This is a genomic window from Pseudomonas sp. NUPR-002, from assembly GCF_056322725.1.
Genome location: NZ_CM150476.1, coordinates 3578131 through 3596724 on the forward strand (window position 1 = coordinate 3578131; position 18594 = coordinate 3596724).

The 18594-nt window shown below is 61.7% G+C and carries 14 protein-coding genes and 1 pseudogene; all 15 read right to left on the reverse strand.

Annotated elements, in window-relative coordinates:
- Window positions 1-38: 38 nt before the first annotated feature.
- A pseudogene (locus ACVWSC_RS16065) lies at window positions 39-1064 on the reverse strand (oxygen-independent coproporphyrinogen III oxidase); the annotation flags it as partial.
- An 80-nt stretch (window positions 1065-1144) separates the two neighbouring features.
- Entirely contained in the window at window positions 1145-1588 is a 444-nt protein-coding gene (locus ACVWSC_RS16070) for a CopD family copper resistance protein (RefSeq protein ID WP_442107722.1), read from the reverse strand.
- 104 nt (window positions 1589-1692) lie between these two features.
- Entirely contained in the window at window positions 1693-2745 is a 1053-nt protein-coding gene (locus ACVWSC_RS16075) for a serine/threonine-protein kinase (protein ID WP_442107724.1), read from the reverse strand.
- Entirely contained in the window at window positions 2742-3470 is a 729-nt protein-coding gene (locus ACVWSC_RS16080; protein ID WP_442107726.1) for a PP2C family protein-serine/threonine phosphatase, read from the reverse strand. Before ACVWSC_RS16080 ends, ACVWSC_RS16075 begins: the two co-directional genes overlap by 4 nt.
- Entirely contained in the window at window positions 3470-6976 is a 3507-nt protein-coding gene (tssM, locus tag ACVWSC_RS16085; protein WP_442107728.1) for a type VI secretion system membrane subunit TssM, read from the reverse strand. Before tssM ends, ACVWSC_RS16080 begins: the two co-directional genes overlap by 1 nt.
- Window positions 6977-6990: 14 nt before the next feature.
- A complete protein-coding gene (icmH, locus tag ACVWSC_RS16090) occupies window positions 6991-7860 on the reverse strand; it encodes a type IVB secretion system protein IcmH/DotU (RefSeq protein ID WP_442107730.1) in 870 nt (289 codons plus the stop codon).
- A gap of 5 nt (window positions 7861-7865) precedes the next feature.
- Window positions 7866-9197, reverse strand: a complete 1332-nt coding sequence (gene tssK, locus ACVWSC_RS16095) for a type VI secretion system baseplate subunit TssK (protein ID WP_442107732.1) — start codon at window positions 9195-9197, stop codon at window positions 7866-7868.
- A complete protein-coding gene (gene tssJ, locus ACVWSC_RS16100) occupies window positions 9194-9700 on the reverse strand; it encodes a type VI secretion system lipoprotein TssJ (protein WP_442107734.1) in 507 nt (168 codons plus the stop codon). The genes tssK and tssJ overlap by 4 nt, the downstream gene beginning before the upstream one ends.
- A gap of 5 nt (window positions 9701-9705) precedes the next feature.
- A complete protein-coding gene (tagH, locus tag ACVWSC_RS16105; protein ID WP_442114314.1) occupies window positions 9706-10899 on the reverse strand; it encodes a type VI secretion system-associated FHA domain protein TagH in 1194 nt (397 codons plus the stop codon).
- Between the two features lie 17 nt (window positions 10900-10916).
- On the reverse strand, window positions 10917-11048 hold the full coding sequence (locus tag ACVWSC_RS16110; RefSeq protein ID WP_442107736.1) for a type VI secretion protein: 132 nt from the start codon (window positions 11046-11048) through the stop codon (window positions 10917-10919).
- A gap of 94 nt (window positions 11049-11142) precedes the next feature.
- On the reverse strand, window positions 11143-12660 hold the full coding sequence (locus ACVWSC_RS16115; protein WP_442107738.1) for a sigma-54 interaction domain-containing protein: 1518 nt from the start codon (window positions 12658-12660) through the stop codon (window positions 11143-11145).
- A 10-nt stretch (window positions 12661-12670) separates the two neighbouring features.
- Entirely contained in the window at window positions 12671-15322 is a 2652-nt protein-coding gene (tssH, locus tag ACVWSC_RS16120; RefSeq protein ID WP_442107740.1) for a type VI secretion system ATPase TssH, read from the reverse strand.
- Window positions 15319-16341, reverse strand: a complete 1023-nt coding sequence (tssG, locus tag ACVWSC_RS16125; protein ID WP_442107742.1) for a type VI secretion system baseplate subunit TssG — start codon at window positions 16339-16341, stop codon at window positions 15319-15321. Before tssG ends, tssH begins: the two co-directional genes overlap by 4 nt.
- A complete protein-coding gene (tssF, locus tag ACVWSC_RS16130; protein ID WP_442107744.1) occupies window positions 16305-18092 on the reverse strand; it encodes a type VI secretion system baseplate subunit TssF in 1788 nt (595 codons plus the stop codon). The genes tssG and tssF overlap by 37 nt, the downstream gene beginning before the upstream one ends.
- An 86-nt stretch (window positions 18093-18178) precedes the next feature.
- Window positions 18179-18586, reverse strand: a complete 408-nt coding sequence (tssE, locus tag ACVWSC_RS16135; protein ID WP_442107746.1) for a type VI secretion system baseplate subunit TssE — start codon at window positions 18584-18586, stop codon at window positions 18179-18181.
- Window positions 18587-18594: the final 8 nt, after the last annotated feature.

The following is an 18594-nucleotide window of genomic DNA, read 5'->3' on the forward strand; positions in this document are numbered from 1 at the left end:
ACTCCTGCCCAATGCTAGGCGGTCGTGGTGGGCACACACCAGCCACGGCAAGTGGCCAACTGCCCCTGTTCGAGCTTTTCCAGATATAGGCCAAGTACCTCGGTGTTTTGTGCGTACAACCGTTCAAACTGGCTGACCGCGCCGAGGCCAAAGCCAATATGATCGCAATCACCATAGCGGGTAAAGCCCAGCGCATTACGGTGCAGACGGCCACGCTCCTGAGCAATGGCCAAGTCATCATCGGGCCGTACAAACAACCCCAGACCGATATGCTGATACCCAGCAGCCAGCAAGCGCTCAAAGCAGATTTGCCGCATCAACGCCGTGTCTGGCTGATGACCTGCCTCGGCTTGAGCACCGTGCATGTACCGTAACGGCGGCTGGGCGTAGTCGAACACCTGCAGGCGGTCGGGCTCCAGTTCGATCAGGGTGGTCAGTTTGCGCGCAACACTCTGTGGGGTTTGCCAGGCATGGCCATAACCGATGTCGACGCTGACTGTATGGTAGCCAAAGGTGCGCGCGGCATCGATCAGCGACTGAATAGGCGCCGGGTTCTGAAAGCCTGCCACCGACAGCCCGTTGCTGATGTTCGGAACGCCGATGCTGACATGATGAAAACCCAGGTCGCGCAGCAGGCCCATCGTCGCCCACGTCGTATGGTGCAGATCAACATCAACGCTGTAATCAGCGCTTTCATGGCTGAGAAAATTGAAGCGACGGCGCAGCTGGCTCATCAATTGCTGCAGCATCGCGGGCTCCGGCGTCATCCCAGCCAGGTGAAACTGTTCAACCCGCTGCTGCATCGCCACGTGACAGCCGACCCGCTCGATCTCCCGGGCCAGGCCTTGGTAATACGCATCGATACCGGGTTCAGCGCTGGCCGGCACCTGCAGGTTCAACGCCAGCGAACGTTGCTGCTGGCGGCTGCGGCGTAGCGCGCGCAGTACATCCAGTGAACCGACACCAGAGTGGTATGCGCCAACATCGACATGGCAATTGCCATCGAGCACGCCTTCATCGTGTCGATCAAAGGGCTCGTTGTGGGCGTGAAGGACGTCGAGCATGACGGGGCTCCGAGACGGGCTGCGGAGTTTCAGTGTCTGCCGAGAATGGCTGATAGGCCTTGATTTGTATCAAACCCAGGCTACCAAGTCAGGTAGAACATGCCTTTGGCCAGCAACACGATCACCACCATATGCGTAAACACACTGGTGTGAATGAACTTCACCCAAGCGGCGCTCATGCGCTGGGTCTTGAACAGCAGCATGGCCCCCAGAAAGTGCAACAGCACGCTGACAGCAAGCACGATTTTCAGCAGCAGCAAGGTGCCGAATGACGAAGTGAATGGATGTTCGATCAGCGGCAGATAACGCAACCAGACCATCCCGGCCCCGGCACTGAACAGTACCAGCAACACCCAAGGCATCAGCTGCCGGGCACGACGGCCGATCGCCTGCTCCAGCAGCACCATCAGCCGGGCGGGCAATTGTTTACGAATAGACTCCAGAAACAGCACTTCGAAGAACACCGTGCCGATAAAGATCAAGGCGGCGAACAGGTGCAGGGTCAGCAGTATTGGATAGATCATCAGGCCCTCTCGGCGCACAGCCTATGCCTGGCATTCAACCTACAGGCCTGGCAGATGAACGAGGTTGATGTTGATCAAGGAAAGCCGCAGCAGCTTGCCGGACATCAGCGCCGATATCGCCAGCGCTGGTACCACGGCAACGGCTCGCTGAACACATCCCGTAACTGCACAACCGAGGCCCGACGGGCAGCGGGATCAAAAGCCAGCGCCCTCTGCAAAACAGGCCAACAATGCTTCGGCAGGTTCGGCGGTGCTTGCAGTTGCTGGTCAAGACGCTCATCACGCGCCTGAGTCGAAGGCAATCGTTGGAACGGGTGCTTGCCGCCGGCCAGCTCATAGATCACACACGCCAGCGAATACAGATCACTACTGATCGACAGTGAAGCCCCCTCCAGCAACTCCGGAGCAGCATAACTGGGCGTCCAGGCGTTGAAACGACTGCGGCTAAGCTGCGGTAACCCGGTCAGAATGCCCTCCTCTGCCCGGCTGAGACCGAAGTCGAACAGGCGTACACCGTCCTCGCACAGCATCACGTTACTCAGCTTCATGTCGCCATGCAGTACGCCGCAAGCGTGGCTGTATGCCAACGCCTCAAGCAGCGGCAACACCACATCGCGCAGCTCGTTCCATGGCAACCCCAACGGCCGTTCGCAGAGCAACTGGTCCAGGGCCAGACCACGCATTAGCTCCATGGTGAAGAAGGCACGCCGACACTCGGTGTCGACCTCGAAACTGTGCACACGGACGATATTCGGGTGACGCAGGCGTCGGCTCAGGGCGAACTCGCTATAGAGCAAGGCGCTGGCATCCGGCGTCTCGGAGAATGCTTCGCTCATGACCTTGAGCGCGATGTAAGGGTCCGGATCGCCGTACTGTTCGTGCAACAGATCCCGTGCACGGTATACCGCCCCCATGCCGCCCGCCCCAAGCAGGCGCTCAAGGCGGTAACGTCCGGCCAACACATCCGGCAGTTCGCCCACCGACGCCACCGTTTTGTTACTGCGGCTACAGTGCTTGCTGGCGCGCTTGCGGCCTTTGCCCTTGGTGGCCAGTCCAGCGGGTACTGCAAGGGCGTTGGCGAAAGCGAAATAGGTCAAGTTACCGACCGCTTCCTCGTCGCTCTGACTGTCGTCGAGCGCTGGTTTGAGCTCGCTCATTGGCGGATCACCACAGCCGTCATGTTGTCCCGTGCGGCCCCGCGCAGGGCGTCGTCGAACAGACGCGCCAGTGCCTGCTGCGGCGACGCCAGGTTCAAGGCTTCGCCCAGGGCATCGCTGCTCAGCCCCTGATACAAGCCATCACTACACAGCAAAAAGGCGTCGCCGGGATAGACCTGCAGCTCCAGGATCTCCAGCGCCAATTGCTCGCGGGCACCCACGGCCCGGGTCAATGCGTTGGCCGCCGGATGCGCGCGCGCCTGCTCGATGCTCATCTGTTGCCCGTCGATCAATTGCTGCATCAGCGAATGGTCTTTGGACAGCTGGTACAAACGCTGCCCGCGCCACAAGTAACAGCGACTGTCGCCGGCCCAGATGCACGCCGCGCGGTCGCCTTTGAGCAACAAGGCAACCACGGTGCTGCCCATGATGCTGTCCTGGCGTCCGGCGCCCACGGTCAACTCCTGGCTGAGGCGTCGGTTAAGCCAGTGCAGGCACCGACGCAGGCCCTCAAGCTGATGCTCGAAACTGTCCTGCGCCGGTAGCTCGGCCAGGCTGGCAACGATCAACTGGCTGGCAATATCGCCGCCCTGATGCCCGCCCATGCCGTCGGCAACCACCCAGAGCCCTTGCCCCGGGCAGTCGAGGAAGGCATCTTCGTTGCGCGCCCGAACCTTGCCTGGATCGGTGCGCGCCGCGCTGCGCCAGACACGGTTATGCGCCATCAGAGCGCTGCCGGCATGCGGAACGTGCGCAACACCCGCATATCAAACGGGTTCGGTACGCGCTGGCTCATCAGCAGATAATTGGCGCGCAGGCCTGCCACCTCAGTCTTGAGAACCAACACATCGCGCCCCGTCAGGTACTCGGTCTGCATCAGGTCGAGCAAACGGAACAGCGACCAGGGCCCGGTGTTTTTTTCGATGCCGATCGAGCGCCCGACCCGCTTTTCCAATACCAGGCTGGTGCGGCCGTCCTCAGCATCGGTTGGCCACTTGAACGCCATCGGTACGATCGGGCCGTGACGGTACTCCAGGGTCTTGTCACCGAAACGGAATTCGGCACGGCTGACTGCCGGATCAAGGGTGTACGGCTCCAGCTTGAACTGCACCTGCGGCTGCGTCGGATTCTGCGCGAAGAAACTCTGGCGGATCACCTGGGCTGCGCCCATCTGATCGAGGTAAGCCCTGGACACCGGCAGACTGTGACCGTCGATACTGCGCAGACGGTAGTTGCCTGAATCGCCACTGACGAACGGGCGCATGTAGGTGTCAAAGAAGCGATCGGCGACGCCTTGCGCCTTGAAGAACTCGCGGAAGTCGCTGATGGCAACATCGCTGGCACTGTGGGCGTTGAACGGATAGCGCTTGCTGATGGCCTTGCCATAGAAGCTGTACAGCTCGCTCTGATAGCGCTGGTTCAGGTACTGATAGGCGTCGCTGAGCACCAGGCGCCAGGCGTCCTCCGCCAACAGATTGAACCAGGCACTGACCGGACGCGGCAGGCGCCCCGAGGCACTGCGCAGGTTGTTCAACGCGTCGCGCTGGCCGCCCATGCGCATCTTGGCCATCTCATACGCCGCCTGCTCGGGTAAGCTGGCGCGGGCCAGGCCGGCCAGTTGCAGCTGCAGGTCATTAAGCGCCTGCAGCACTGGCGCCAGATCCGCTGCCGGGCCGTTGTGCTCATCGAGCAGACGGTGCAACGGCTCGAAGCGACGCTGCAGTGATTTCTTCGCGGTGTCCGGCTGGTGCTGGCCGAGAACCCCCTGCATCTTGCCGGCAGCCGCCGTGGCCACCTTGTCCAGCGCCCCGCCCTTGGCGACGGCTTTGTTCGCTGCGGCGCCAAGCGCTTCAACGTCTGTGCCGATGACCTGGAAACGGGTGTTGTCTCGGACCGCCACCAGCAACTGCACGACCGGCGAGTTGGCCGAAATCAAGCTGGCGAGCTGATCGGCGCCTTCGCCGGCATCATTGAACGGTTGCAGGCCAACCTGGCCGACGGCTTCACTCCAGTAGTTGGCGTAGTCGCCGAAATACAGCTGCTCAAGCGCTACCATCAGGCGGCGCAAATCCATGGCGCTGATAGCGCTGCTTTCACCCAACACCCAGTTATCACGCAGGATGTCGCTGACCAGCGCGCTGCCCTGAACCGAAAAGTACTGCTGGTAGCCCTGCTGGGTGTAGAAGCCCGGGATTGCATAGTCAGTGCCGTAGAACAACTCAGCCTGTGACCCCAGGTGCTGGCTCAGGCGATACTCCGGCAGGCTGCGCCCCTGTTCGCGCAACGCGCGATACACCACGTTGGCCAGCGATTCACTGCGCAGCACCTGACGGGCCTGGGCTACCAGGGTGTCGTTGAGCGGGTAACTGAACGGCAGTGCGAGCAGGTGTTCAAGGTGCAGGTTCAGGCCATTCTGTGCTGCACTGTTGCCGGCATAGCGGGTAGACCAATCGCTGGCGACCCAGTGCTTCAGCCAGGCACGATCGCGACGATCCTCCAGGTTCAGCATCAGGTACGCCCGCAGGCTGTTGAGCAACAGTTCGCGATCGCCCATGCTTGCGCGGATCTGCCCTTCGAGCCTCTGCGCCAGCCGTGGCAGCAACTGTTCCTGCAGCTCACCTTCATAAGCACGGAGCACCACCGGGTTGCTTTCATTACCCTGGTACAGGCCGACCCGCTCGTACAACGCCACCTCCTGCGTGCCCGGGAAGACGCGGGTGGACTCGAATCGGGTGTCGAGGGATTTCAGTATCGCCAGCGCATCGTCGCCTTCACTCAGGCTGCTGCGCTGCTGAATCCAGCCCTGCGCCAGGACGCGCAGCTTTTCCAGTCGCTCGTAGTTGACCGAAAAGCCGCCGGCCCAGAGCAGGCCGAACAACACCAGCGTCACCAGCGCGCCACCGTACAGGGCACGCTGGCCCCAATGGATACGTTTACGCTCGCGCTTGTCCAGACCGGCCAGATTGGCTTCCGGGAAGATCACCCGGCTCAGCAGGTGGTGAATGAAGCGTGTACGACCACTGGGCAGAGCGCCGTTCGGTTCGGCGCCACTGGCGTCATCACCGTCAGGCTTTTCTGTCAGGTGCGGTGCACTGGTCAGATAGAATCCGCGCAAGGCGTTAGCCCGCTGGTAGCGATTGCCAGCGAACGCTTTCTCGACGAACAGGCACAGGTGCGCACCGATCTGTTCCAACTGATGCGGGAAATCCAGAATACGGCCACGGCGCTGCGTGTCGCGTTCCTGGTGCATGCGCATGATCACCTGGCTGTTCAAGCGCAGCAGCAAGGCTTCAAAGGCCTGGCGCAGTACGTCGACGTCGGTGCCGTTCTGCTCCTTGGCAAAGCTGGTGCCGAGTACCTGATCACTTTCCTCGCGGCTCAACTGATCGAAAAACGCGTCGAAGCCCAGCAACTGGTCGGCCTTGCTCAGTACCAGGTACACCGGCACTTTGACGTGCAGTTTCTGCTGCACCTGCTGCAGACGCAGGCGCACCACGCCCGCCAGGTCCTGGACCTTCTGCGCAGTGCCATCGAGCAGTAGTTCCACCGGTACAGTCACCAGCACACCGTTCAGCGGCCGCCCGCGCCGGCGTTTGCGCAGCAGCGTGAGCAAGGTGTTCCAGCCACTACCGTCGACGGCTGCATTGTCCTGGCTCAGGTAGCGGCCCGCGGTATCGATCAACACACCGTGGTCAGCGAAGTACCAGTCGCAGTAGGGGGTGCCAGCGGTGGCGCGCGTGAGCTTGCGCTCGTTCGTATTGATCGGGAACTCCAGCCCGGAGTAATCCAGCAGGCTGGTTTTGCCACTGCCCTGCGGGCCAATCAACAAGTACCAGGGCAGCTCGTCACGCCAGCGTTCGCTACGCCCGCGGTACAGGCTCGAGGTCTTGAGGGTGCGCAGGGCCTGCTTGAAGCGCTTGCGCAGTGCTTGGCGCTCGGCGTCGATCTGCGCTTCACGCTGCAGCCGCGCCTGGCCGTCTTCGCTGTCCTCGCGTTGTTTTTTTCGCACCCCGGCGCGCCAGCTGACAAAGACCATGCTCAGGCCCCAGATCAGAAACAGCACGCTGATGCTGAGCAGGCGCGAGGTCGCGCTTTCCCAGAACTTGTAATCGTTGACCGCCAGCAGCGGCCCGACGCCCCACACCAGCAGCGCCACAGCAAGCACCAGCAAGAGTGTCCAGAGCCAGGTCTGGCGCAGCAAGGAAGCGGTTTTGTTGAAGAAGTTTTTCATTACACGTACCTGTATTACTGCTGCAGCTGGGCCACGGTGGGGTCAAGCTGCTGGTAAAGTTGCAGAACGCTGTCGCGCTGCTCGCCCAGCACCCAGGCGAATCCCGAATACATCACTGCCAGGCTGACCACCGTGAACAGCCCGACCATCCACCACGGCACAATGCGCACCAGGCTGCGGCGCTTGTCGCGCAGGCCCTGCCAATGAGGCGACAACTCACGCGGCACATCACCACGCAACTGGCGAATCTGCCGGTACAGCCCATCACGGATATCGTCCAGCTCGCGTACGCCGCGCGGTATGATCCGGTACTTGCCCTCGAAACCCAGCGCCAGGCACAGGTACATCAACTCCAGCATTGGCAGGTGCCGGACCGGGTCCTTCGACAGCCGATCGAGCAACTGGAAGAATTTCTCACCACCAAAGGTCTCGCTGTGGAAGCGACTGAGCAGACTCATCTGCGACCACATGCTCTCTTCGCCCTGCCTGGTGATGACCACCGCCTCGTCGACCACGGTACACAGCAGGTAGTGGGCGGTGGTGACCTGGCTAGCTGACACCCCGCTATGGCGGGCTCGCGCCTCGAACTCCTTCAGACCATTGGCTAGCCGCTGATTGAGCGCAGGCAAATCTTCATCGGTGTTACTGTGCTTGAGGCGAACCACTTCAGAGAGCACGTCGGAGGCCGCCGCCACCAGCGTATTCAGGCTGATGTTGAAGGTCTCGGCCGGGCGCAGGCGCGCGGCGTAAACCATCCGTTGTTCGAGTTGTTCAACACGCGGCGACGCAGCGACATCCGTCACCGGTGCCTGCGTCGGGCCATTGCCCTGGTGGTCGAGCAGGACGGTTCTGTCATCCTGGTTGTGTTCCACGTCATTGTTCATGTCGGTCAGCCCCTGATGGCCCAGAATTTCAGTTCGAGCTCGGCGAACTCGCCAGACACATGGAAGGCAAAACCGCCCGAACGTTGCAGTTGCGCCAGGTCTTCGGCAGTGAGGTCGAGGATGAAATAGGATTTGTTAGCGTGAAAGGCGATCTGCCGCGGCGCCACCGGCAAGGGTTTGACCTTGAACCCTGGCAGGTGCAGGTTGACCAGGTGCCGAATCTGCTCCACCGCACCAACCTTGAGGTGCGCCGGCAAGCGCTGGCGTAACGCCTCAGCATCGCAGTTGGCACTGGCTGCCAGGACGAACGAGGCCGCCCCCAGCAGGTTGCGGTCGTGCAAGGGCGCGACGCGGATCCCGTACTCCCGCGTCTGCAGCGCTAACTCGATGGCATGCTGTTCGAGCACCATCGACAGCACCTGACGGATTGCGTCCATCAACGTGCGGAAACATGCGCCCTGGTCACTGTGCTGGTAACTGCTGTCCAGGCGCGGCCGCTTGCTGTCGCTGGCAAAGGTGGCCAGGTCACCGAGCATGGTCAGCAGCGCGCGATACAGTTGTTCCGGCTGCACCTGTTCCAGGCCCAGGTCATGGCGCAGCAACAGCTCGGTGCGGTTGATCAGTTGCAGCATCATGAAGTCGCCGACCTCTGCACCGCCGACCTTGCCATTGGCGCGAATCCGCTCGGCAATGGTGTCGCCGCGATGGGCGAGCATGCTGATCACTTCCTTCAGGCACGACAACAGATAGCTCGAAGCATGCACATGGATGAAGGTCGGGACGAAATCAGGGTCGAGGCTGATCACCCCGTCCGGCGTGGTGTCGAGCACTTCGCAGACTTTCAGCTTCACATAGGCCTGGTCGCTCAGTTGCTCGCCGAGCAACAGGCGCAGGTTCGGTCGCGCGCAACTGACCTGACTGCTGGTGTCTTCGCCAGCGTTGGAGTCGGCGACGTCCGCTTCATAGGCGGTGTAGCGTGCCAGCACGTCGGACTGCTCGGCGCGGCGCGCCTCGACATGGTTGCCAGTGACCAGCGGCAAAGCCAGATAGACCGGGGTATTGCTGGTGTTCGGCGGCAAATCGAGGACCAACGGCTCGGTATTGCCACTCAGCTCGAACAGGCTGCCGTCGGGCAGAATGCCGGACGCCTGACTGATCACCACCTTGCCCATGTCGAGAAACTGCAGGTCGATTTCCAGGCGCAGAAAACCCCAGGCATAACTGCCCAGCAGTTGGGTGCGGGTTTTCATCTGGTAGTCGTAGTAACGATCGTTGTGCTGGAAGTGCTGCGGACGCAGCAGCATGCCTTCCTGCCATATGACTTTGTGTGCATTCATGATTTGTTGTCCGCTGTGGTGAGCGTTGCGTGACGGCTGCGGATACCGGTGTCGTCGAGGGTCAGGTCGGCGTCGGTCAACTGCGCGGGCGAGAGCTGCATTACATAGCGCCACTGGGTTTCAGACAGATCGCGGTAAGCCGCCAGTACACCGACGTAGCGACTGCCTGGCTCGACGCTGAGCTTGAGTTCCACGGTTTCGCCCGGGCGCAGTTCCAGTTCTTCACTGACCACCATGTCCGGTGCCAGAGATTCCTTGGCATGCTCGTACAGGCTGAAGAAATCGGCGTTCTCGAAGGCCACCGGGTGCTTGAGCTCGATCAGCCGCACCACGATCGGCGAGGGACGACCATTGAGGTCGGGATTGAGTTGCTCACTGGCGGTGAGTGTGAGGTTCAGCTTGGTCATGTTCGAGTACGGCGACAGCGACGAGCAGCCGGCCAGCAATACCAGGGCGGTCAACGCCGCCAGTGTTTTGAGCAACAGGGTCGAACAGCGAGTCATGCGCATCATCCTTGGACTCCGGTATGAAGAGAGCCGATCAGGCGAATCTGCTCTTCGTAGGCCAGGGCGAAGTCACGGGCCAGCAGGCGCTCGCTCCAGTCATCATCCTGGCGCAAGGCCTGGTGGTAGCGCTTGTAGGCCTTCCAACGACTGCCGTCGGTGACCAGCAAAGGTTTGCTTTGGCGCTCCAGACGCAGGGTCAACTGCTGCGGCGAGAAATGCTCGAGGGCGCCACGCAGCGCCGCGCGGCTGGCCGCCAACAGTGCCACCTGATGGGCCTGCAAATCGCGCCAGGCCTCAAGGATTGCCTGCTCTGCCGACAACTGGCCGGGCTTGCTGGCGCGCAGCAGACTGTCCAGTGCTTCGCTGGCGTCCTGGGCGTACTTGAGCGGGTTGTTGCTGCGCCCCTGGACGATGCTCAACGCCAGACGCAGTTCGTTTTTCAGCTCGTTACGGGTACGCAGGCCCTGTTGCAGGCCGCTGATACTGTGCTTGAGCAACTGTGCGGCGTTGATCGCCAGCGCTTCGCGGCCGTCGTGGTCGAGACCGTTGAGATCCACCCCCAGTGCTTCGCCAAACTGCGCCCAGAAATCATCACGCTGACGCGCAATTGGCACCTGCTTGGCCTCAACGGCTGCTTCAGGTTGCACCACCAGCTCCGGAATCAGCAGGCGCTCGGTGTCGATGCGGGCGAAGTCCCGGTGTTGCCCGAGGTCCTGGTGCGGCGTGTCGAGCGCAGCCAGCGCATCGAATTCCGTGTACAACCGCTCCTGCTCGTCAAGCAGGCTAAGCGGATCGAGGTCGATCAATGCGTCATCGGGAATGGTGTTAGCGGCCGTTTGCGCACGACCGATCTCGACCTCGCCATTGAACACATCGTGCACCAGCTGCGCACGGATCTCGACATCGCCCAGCTGGAAGACGCTGCCCTGTTCAATACGCTGCGCCTGCCCCTTGCGCAAGTACGCGCCGCTGTCGTTGAGCCTGATGCCGTTACGACTGACATCGGTGAGAAAAAACGCCCCGTTGAGGTAACTGACGAGCGCGTGGCGCTTGGACAGGTGACGATCTTCATCGGGGATTGTCCAGTCGCAATCCTCATGCCGCCCGATCACCCCGCCGGCCTGCGTGAAGGTGTGACGGCTTGACGTTTTCGCTGCGGGTTGCTTGCTCTTGAGCAGTTCGAAAACCAGTTCCATCATGATGCTCCTTGCGGTCATTTACCGCGATTGACCGCCTGTGGATCACCCAATGGGCGATAGGTGTTGTCGTTGAATTTGTAGTTGCCGCTACAGCCGCCAAGGACGATCAGGGCCAGTAGCGCAACGAGCCAGTGACGAACAGGCATCAGGCGTTCTCCTTAAGTAAAAAATGCGCACAGCGTCAGCCCTTGCCGGCAACGCTGACGGTTAAAAAAGCGCTTGGGCACAGCGCGTGCCGCGCTAGTGTTCGAAGTCGCTGAGGTTGATGTTCAGTCGCCCGAGGCGATACAAAAGCGTGCGCCTGGGCAAGCCAAGCTCGCGGGCTGCCAGGCTCTGGTTGCCGGCGTTTTTGCGCAGGCAGTCGAGCAGCAGATGACGCTCGACCCGCTCCAGTCGCTCGCGCAGGTTCAGCCCGGTTTCTTCCGGCAGCGTTTCACTGCTCAGGGAGAAGTGCTCAACCTGCAGCTCACCGCCTTCGCACAGCAGCACCGCCCGCTCCACCAGGCCCTTGAGCTCACGCACGTTGCCTGGGAAGGCGTAACTCGACAGCAGGTTCAGGGCGGTTGGCGACCAGCTGAGCAAATCGCGCTGCAGGAACGTGCAGGCCTTGTCGGCGAAGTGCCGGGCCAGATCGAGGATGTCGCCTTCACGCTGGCGCAAGGCCGGTAATTCAATCGGAAACTGCGCCAGGCGGTAGTAGAGGTCTTCGCGAAAGGTGCCTTCGCTGACCAGCACTGCCAAGTCGCGATGGGTCGCGGCAATGATGCGTACGTCGACCTTGTGCGTGTCGTTGGAACCCAGCGCACGAATCTCGCTTTCCTGCAGCACACGCAACAACTTGGCCTGCAGAGACAGCGGCATGTCACCAATTTCATCCAGCAGCAGGGTTCCGCCATTGGCCGCATCGAACAGCCCGGGCCGGTCGCGGTCGGCACCGGTAAAGGCGCCCTTGCGGTAGCCGAACAGTTCGCTCTCCAGCAGGCTCTCGGGAAACGCCGCACAGTTCTGCACAATGAACGCCTGCGAACGCCGTGGCCCATAATCGTGGATGGCGCGGGCGACCACTTCCTTGCCGGTGCCGGTCTCGCCGCAGAGCAATACGGTGTAGGGGCTGTGCAGCACTTTGCTGATCAGCCGACAGGTTTCACCCATGGCAACGCTGCTGCCTATCAAACCGTAGCCACTGGCGCTGACCGGGGCACTGACCTCAACTGCTGGCTCGCCCAGTGGCCGCCGCAGGTGCTGCAGCCGCTGCAACTGCCCGAGCACGAACGACCCCAGTTGCAGCATTGAATCGGCAAAGGCGTGAAGGTCGACAGATTCACGGCTGGCGCACAGCAACAGGCCTTCAACGGCCTTTTGCGTATTCACCAGTGGCACGCACAACAGCGACTGCCAGGGTGTATCCCGGGGTGGCAGGAAGTTGGTGTCGTGCAGGCTGCCGTTCAACCCGACCAAGCTCACCACACGGTTCTGACACAAGGCGAATTGCAGCAACTGCTCACCGTTGTAATCCGCCGGCAGGCTCGCTGCGTCCCTGGGCTGCAGGATCCCGTCCAGGCATTCGGCACTCAGGCCCAGACGGGTATGGGTGGCATCGAGCAAATACACCTGGCTCAACTCGCAACCACTAAGCCCAGCCACTGCGCATACGAAATCCCGCAGCAGCGCGCCGCCATCAGGCGCCTGCGGCAAGCTGACGAACTGCGCCAGCAGTGCCTCCGCGTAGCTCAGTGGTTGCGGTATACCCGAGAACATCACACCCACCTCAAGAGAACTCGCAGGTCACGCTGCCGCTACTGTCGAGCGTTGCGTGCACGTGTTTGAGGGCCTCACCATTGGCCATGGCATCAAGCAGGCGGTCGGCCACCAACGGCAGCACCTGCAGGTCGAGCAAATGGTCGATCAGGCGCGCGCCGCTGTCGCTCTGGTTGCAGCGCTCGGCCAGGTGGTCGACCAGCCGTTGGCAATGCGTGAACCCCAGCTGACGGCGGCTCAGACGTTCACCCAGGCGCTCCAGCTTGACCTCGATCAGCTCACGCAGTACCGGCCCGCCAACCGGGTAGTACGGTATGACGCGCATGCGCGCCAGCAGTGCAGGCTTGAAGTGCTGGCTGAGAAGTGGACGGATGCTTTCCTCCAGAACCTCGGCGTCCGGCCGCTCGCCGTTCGCGCACAAGGTGCTGATGCGTTCACTGCCCAGGTTCGAGGTCATCAGGATCAGGGTGTTGCGAAAATCAATGGCCCGCCCTTCGCCGTCATTGACCACGCCTTTATCGAAAATCTGATAGAACAGATTCAGCACGTCGGGGTCGGCTTTCTCGACCTCATCGAGGAGTACCACCGAATACGGTTTCTGGCGCACGGCCTCGGTCAGCATGCCGCCCTCGCCGTAACCGACATAACCTGGCGGTGCGCCGATCAGGCGCGAGACGGTGTGCTTTTCCTGGAACTCGGACATGTTGATGGTGGTAATGAAACGATCGCCGCCATACAAAAGGTCTGCCAGGGCCAGAGCGGTTTCGGTCTTGCCAACACCGCTAGGGCCGACCAGCAGGAATACCCCCACTGGCGCGTCCGGCTTGTTAAGGCCGGCGGCGGTGGCGCGCATCGAACGGTCCAACGCGTGCACCGCTTGTTCCTGACCGCGAATCCTCACCCGCAGGTCGGCGGCGAAGCTTGCCACCTTGGCGTTGTGTTCAAGGGCCAGTTGCTCAAGCGGTACGCCGGTCCAGGCGCTGATCACTTCAGCCACCAGGCGCGGGCAAACTTCAAAGCTGACCAGACGCTGCTGATGCTGCGCATCACTCAAGGCCCGATGGGTCTCGTTCAGCGCAGCTTCCAGTGTTTCGACGCCCTGCTCCGCGTGCCCTGCGACGGCAAGGGATGAATTCACCGCACCTTCACCGCCCTCTTCCACCGAGGCCTGCAACTGGCAACTCGTAGCGCGGGCCTTGGCCAGTTGCTGGCGCAGGTCGAGCAAGCGCTCGGCCAGGCCGCGCTGTTCAAGCCACAGGGCTTCCAGGCTGTGCTGCTCGGTGGTGGCCTCCGCCAGACGCGCCTGCAGTGCACTCATTACGTCCTGGTCGATTGCCAGTCCGGCTTCTGCATCGCGGCGCATCGCCTGAAGTTTGCGGTTACCTTCGGCCAGTTCGCCACGCAGCGCTTCCAGGCTCTGCGGCGCCGCTGCCAGGCTGATGCGCACCCGCGCACAGGCGGTGTCCAGCACGTCCACCGCCTTGTCCGGCAGTTGCCGCCCAGCCAGGTAGCGGGCCGATAATTCAGCCGCAGCCACCACCGCATCGTCGCGCAGGTAGATACCGTGGCTCTGCTCGTAAACCTGGGCCAGGCCACGCAGAATGGTCACCGCCTCGCTGACGGTCGGCTCAAGCAACTGCACCGGCTGGAAGCGCCGGGCAAGTGCCGGGTCTTTTTCGAAGTACTTCTTGTATTCAGCCCAGGTCGTGGCGGCGATCGTGCGCAACTCGCCGCGGGCCAGGGCTGGCTTGAGCAGGTTGGCCGCGTCGGAACCACCGGCGTTGTTACCCGCACCGATCAGCGTGTGGGCTTCGTCGATAAATACAATGATCGGCGTGCGCGACGCCTTGACCTCGTCAATCACACCCTTGAGGCGGCGCTCGAACTCCCCCTTGATGCTGGCACCCGCCTGCAGCAGGCCCATGTCCAGCGATAGCAGTTCAACACCCATGAGCACCTGCGGCACTTCACCGGCGGCAATGCGCGAGGCCAGGCCTTCGACCACGGCGGTTTTACCGACACCGGCTTCGCCCACCACAATCGGGTTGTTTTTGCGACGCCGGGCAAGGATGTCGATCATCTGCCGGATGGCACCATCGCGGCACAACACGGGATCAAGCTTGCCTTCGCGTGCCTGCTGGGTCAGGTTGTGGGTGAAACGCTGCAACATCAATTCACCCGGCACCGGCGGTTTGCCATGGCTCGGCGCTGGAGTCTGCGACAGGGCAAATGCTTTCAGCCGCTCGATATCAAGCCTGGCCAGCAGCGGCTGGTAACGGCTACCGGCGTAACGCAACGGGTTGCGCAGCAACGCCAGGATCAGCGCCGCCTGATCAACCTGACTGCGACCCAGTTCGAGATTGCCCACCAGCAAGGCATCCTGTAGCCATTGCACCAGCTCAGGCGCGAACACCGGGTTGCGCGAGGCACTCTGCTCAACCTGCGGCTGTAGCGCCGCGCTCAGCTCTGCGGCATCCACACTGGCGTCCTGCAGCGCGCGGGCGAGCAGACCACGGGGTCGCTGCAACAGGCCCAGCAGCAGGTCTTCGACCAGAATCTTGCTGCCACCGCGGGCAACGCAACGTTCGGCGCAGTATTCCAGGTCACGGCGGGTTTCGGCGTCCAGCGCCTGGATAAGTTGCTGCAGGTCTACGTTGATCATGTCATTTGTCCTTCATCAATTTTGCTGCCCAGGATGACCACGCCGTCCGCACGTTCGCGGCCAAGCCAAGAGGTCCATCCGAGGCGACACGCGTTCTGCTCACCGATGCGCAGTTCGTGAATGTCTTGCTGGCGCAACACCAGGCGAATGTCGTAATCCAGCGGATCGCGCAGGGTGAAGCGCACCAGCGCACACAGCGGCTGGTAACCAAAACCGATCGGCAGGAACTCATGGAAACGTTGCCAGTCGAGCTGGCGGATATGAATGCGGAATTTCCCGCAACGGTCGCGTACCTGCTCGCCCAGCACCAGGTCCTCACCAAGCACGCTATTGGCGCGGGCCAACTGGTTGCGTTGCTCCTCCAGAATCACCACCCGGCGCTCGATGCATTGTTCGATCACCAGGTCGGCATGCTTGAAGTAGTAACGCAGCACCGCCTCGATCAGCGCCGCCGAATGGGCGCGCAGACTGAGCAGGCCGAGGTACGGCAGCAGGCGTTTCCAGTTCAGCTCCCTGGCCTCGCGGATGACTTCACCGCCAAGACCGATCAGGGCAAACAGCTGCGCTGAAAACGGGTCGAATGCGCCGCTCCTGAAACTGGCGCGGTAGCGGTACTTGCACCAGATCGGCAGCATCAAGCGCTGCAGGCGATGGTGAAACAAATCGAGAAAATTACGGGTCAGGTTGCCCTCTTCGCCGTCTCCCAGGGCCTGCTCACCGTAAAAAGCCGGCAACGGCGATCCGGCCCCGAACAGGCCGATCAGGTTGAATCTCAGCCGTGCCCGCAGGTGTCCGTGCTCTTGGAAAAACTCCACGCGATCAATGTCACTGCCAGGAAAACCCAGGCTCGGATTGGCCTGGAACTCCAGCTGTTCATAGAGCTCTTCTTCGCCCAGTTCCGGGTGAGCATCGCGTAGCCGATCCACCACCACCAGCACCGCCTGAAACAGCGAGTACTCGCGGATGACCTGGGTCAGCCCATTTAAAGCAGGGGCTGCAGACCCATACGGGGTGTCCATTGGTACACCTCTCCTTGTGTACTTTTTACGCGCAGTTCGTGATAGGAGTTGAGGCTGGCGTAAAGCGCGAAAAACTCATTGAGTACCGAAGCGAACACGAACAGGTCGCCTTCGCCGATGTAACTTTGCCGATCCATGGTCAACTCGGTGCGCAAGCCACGCATCGGCAAGCCCCGGTGCAGCCTGTCGACATGCGTGTGGCGGATCGCCTTGAGCCCGTCCAGCAGGCGCTTGCTGACTTTTTCCTGGTGTTGGTCGTAATAGCGCGGCAAGTCGTAGGTTTCGAGAATCACCTTCAGTGCATCGACGTTGGCCAGCGACAGGTAGTTGAGCGACATGTTGCTGATCAGTTTCCACAGGAAGTCGCGATTCAACGGTGGCGCAAAACTCGAGGTGACCGGGGTGATATTGCTGAACTTCAGGAACTCCGGGGTTTGCGCGCACGTCTGGTTGATCGCGCCGCGCTTCAAACGCCGTGGCAAGTTCTGGTTGGTGCAGGTCAGCTCGATGGACAACGTTTCCTGGGCCTCGGAGTCGAGCACACCAAAGCTCAGGTAAGTGTCCAAACCATCGTGCAACAACGAAGGACGCTGGCGGATGCTGTAGTGCGGGCGCCGTTGCGGGACGTCAAAACTCGGGTCGTGCTCGAAGGACTCGAACGGCACATAGTCCTGGTAGCTGCGAGTGCCGGGGTTCCAAGCGGTCACGGCGTCCACCGAGAACACTCCACAGTTTTCTTGGCTGTAGGTGGCAGGCAGCAGCAGGTACTCATCCTGCTTGCCGTCGAGACGGATCGGCAGGGCATCGTGCTTGAACAGGTTGACGATTGGCGTGCAGTACAGCTTGACGTTGTCCAGCGTCGGCCGCAGGCGCTGGATATCGCTTTTGCGAATATCAAAGCGCAGCTCCAGGCCGTGCATGTGTTTGAGCCTGTCTGCTGGCAGCGACTGGAGCAGGTCGAGGCCATCGAGGTCGACGAACAGGAATTTGTCCTGGAACGCGAAGTACTCCTGCAAATAGCGATAGCCACGAAAGGTATTGAGCGGATACGGGATCAACGCCTCTTCTTCGGCAAAGCCCACCGGCTGCACGCGGCGGCCCGGCAGGTTGAACGACAAGGCGTTGCCGCTGGCATCCAGGCACGGCTGGCCATCCGCATCGAGCGGCAGCAACTGTATGCCTTGGAGGTTGCGCAGCAGGCACAGATAGAGCATCTGGCTGATGTAACGCTCGCCCGCCAGGTGCAGCCGCAGCCGCTCCAGCTTGAGCTCGCCGAGATGGCCGTCGCAGTTCATCTGCAGGCGCAGGCTCAGCAGTGCGCCATCGCCCTTCACCGAGTAATTGAGCGCGTCCAGCCTCAGCGCCTGGACGTCGGTCGGGTAGCACGTGCGAAAGCCGCAGCTCACCTCATCAATCAGCTCGCTCTGCACCGGCGTTTCACGCGCCACGCACCGCGCCGGCCCGGCCTGCGTCAACGGCTCGAACTGCAGGATGCTGAACGCCGGCAGCGGCCGCATGTAGTTCGGCCACAGCAGGTGCATCAACGAGTGGCTCAGTTCCGGCAACTCATCATCGAGCTTCTGTCGCAGCCGCCCGGTGAGGAACGCGAAACCCTCGAGCAAGCGCTCGACATCCGGATCCCTCCCGGCCTCGCTGAGAAACGGCGCCAACGCCGGACTACGCTCGGCGAAGCGGCGACCTAACTGGCGCAGCGCGGTCAGTTCGCTCTGGTAGTAGTGGTTGAAGGACACGTGTTGATCCCTGCTGTGGTGCTGGTTAACGTTGTGAAGTCAGTTGCATGGGCAATGCCGCGCCGAGAGCGGCCATCGTCGCCGGGTTAGCTGACCTTGACCTTGCCGCTGCCATCCAGGTGCGCGGTAAAACGGACCTGGCGCTTGAAACCATCGATCTCCAGCAGGCCTTCAATGTTGAAGGCCAAACGAAGCTGCTCAGGCTCACGCGGCAGGGAAACGACACGCACGCTGCTCAAACGCGGCTCATAGGCTTCGATGAAGGTCTCGATGGCCGCGCGTGCCTGGCTCAAGGCATCGTGCAGGCTCAAGCGCATGTCGTTCAGATCAGGTAGCCCGTAGTCGGACAACGTCTGCACACTGCCCGCACGGGTGCTGAGCATCTTGTCCAGATGGGCAGCCACCGACGCCGTGGCCCCCGCCTCGCGGCTCCAGCCGACACGCTCGTTGGCTTCGCCACTCAGGCGTTCGAACAGGCTGCCGTATCCGTTCATGGCCTAGC

What these genes read in the sequence shown, in the direction of transcription:
- tagH (WP_442114314.1), bottom strand. Translation starts at nt 10,899, where the DNA reads ATGGAACTGGTTTTCGAACTGCTCAAGAGCAAGCAACCCGCAGCGAAA.
- tssE (WP_442107746.1), bottom strand. Translation starts at nt 18,586, where the DNA reads ATGAACGGATACGGCAGCCTGTTCGAACGCCTGAGTGGCGAAGCCAAC.
- ACVWSC_RS16110 (WP_442107736.1), bottom strand. Translation starts at nt 11,048, where the DNA reads ATGCCTGTTCGTCACTGGCTCGTTGCGCTACTGGCCCTGATCGTCCTT.
- icmH (WP_442107730.1), bottom strand. Translation starts at nt 7,860, where the DNA reads ATGAACAATGACGTGGAACACAACCAGGATGACAGAACCGTCCTGCTC.
- tssM (WP_442107728.1), bottom strand. Translation starts at nt 6,976, where the DNA reads ATGAAAAACTTCTTCAACAAAACCGCTTCCTTGCTGCGCCAGACCTGG.
- ACVWSC_RS16115 (WP_442107738.1), bottom strand. Translation starts at nt 12,660, where the DNA reads ATGTTCTCGGGTATACCGCAACCACTGAGCTACGCGGAGGCACTGCTG.
- tssG (WP_442107742.1), bottom strand. Translation starts at nt 16,341, where the DNA reads ATGGACACCCCGTATGGGTCTGCAGCCCCTGCTTTAAATGGGCTGACC.
- ACVWSC_RS16070 (WP_442107722.1), bottom strand. Translation starts at nt 1,588, where the DNA reads ATGATCTATCCAATACTGCTGACCCTGCACCTGTTCGCCGCCTTGATC.
- ACVWSC_RS16075 (WP_442107724.1), bottom strand. Translation starts at nt 2,745, where the DNA reads ATGAGCGAGCTCAAACCAGCGCTCGACGACAGTCAGAGCGACGAGGAA.
- ACVWSC_RS16080 (WP_442107726.1), bottom strand. Translation starts at nt 3,470, where the DNA reads ATGGCGCATAACCGTGTCTGGCGCAGCGCGGCGCGCACCGATCCAGGC.
- tssK (WP_442107732.1), bottom strand. Translation starts at nt 9,197, where the DNA reads ATGAATGCACACAAAGTCATATGGCAGGAAGGCATGCTGCTGCGTCCG.
- tssH (WP_442107740.1), bottom strand. Translation starts at nt 15,322, where the DNA reads ATGATCAACGTAGACCTGCAGCAACTTATCCAGGCGCTGGACGCCGAA.
- tssJ (WP_442107734.1), bottom strand. Translation starts at nt 9,700, where the DNA reads ATGACTCGCTGTTCGACCCTGTTGCTCAAAACACTGGCGGCGTTGACC.